Raw genomic sequence first — 562 nt, 5'->3', positions numbered from 1 at the left:
TCACCATCGCGGACCCCAAGCTCTGCGCCGGCGAATCAACCACCATCACCCTCACCTTCTCCGAAGCGCTCAATCGGGACAGTCTCACTCTGGAGATGAGTCTTGGCTTTACCATCAGGCCCACCGCCAATCCCGGCACATTGTCCAACCTGCGTACCACCGACGGCATTACTTGGCAGTTCACGCTCACTGCCCCAACTTCCGGTACCTCATCGACTGGCAATAACCTCGTCATGGCTGGAGATTCCGTGACCGATATCGCGGGCAATGCGGGTGGTGTAAGGGGGCTGATAGTTTTCGATGATGTCCCCTTCGACATTGACCTCGTTCGCCCCACCGCCACGATCACCCTGGCCGACAGCGCGCTCACCGTCGGCGAAACCACCACCGTCACCTTCGCCTTCAGCGAGCCCGTCACCGGCTTCACGCGCGAGGACATCGTGCTCACCGACGCCAACGGCACGCTGGGCACGCTCACGGCCAATGCCGACGGCAAAACCTGGACAGCGACCTTCACACCCACGGCCAACGTCAACGACGCGACCAATACCATCAGCGTCAA

At 61.0% G+C, this 562-nt stretch carries 1 protein-coding gene; it reads left to right on the top strand.

What is annotated here, in order from left to right; translation table 11 throughout:
- Positions 1-562, top strand: a 562-nt coding sequence (locus VTU_RS33800) for an Ig-like domain-containing protein (protein WP_010107061.1), incomplete at both ends; no start/stop codon positions are given.

The organism is Verminephrobacter aporrectodeae subsp. tuberculatae At4 (genome assembly GCF_000193225.1).
Classification (GTDB): Bacteria; Pseudomonadota; Gammaproteobacteria; order Burkholderiales; family Burkholderiaceae_C; genus Acidovorax; species Acidovorax aporrectodeae.
This window is presented reverse-complemented; position numbering and strand designations above follow the sequence as displayed.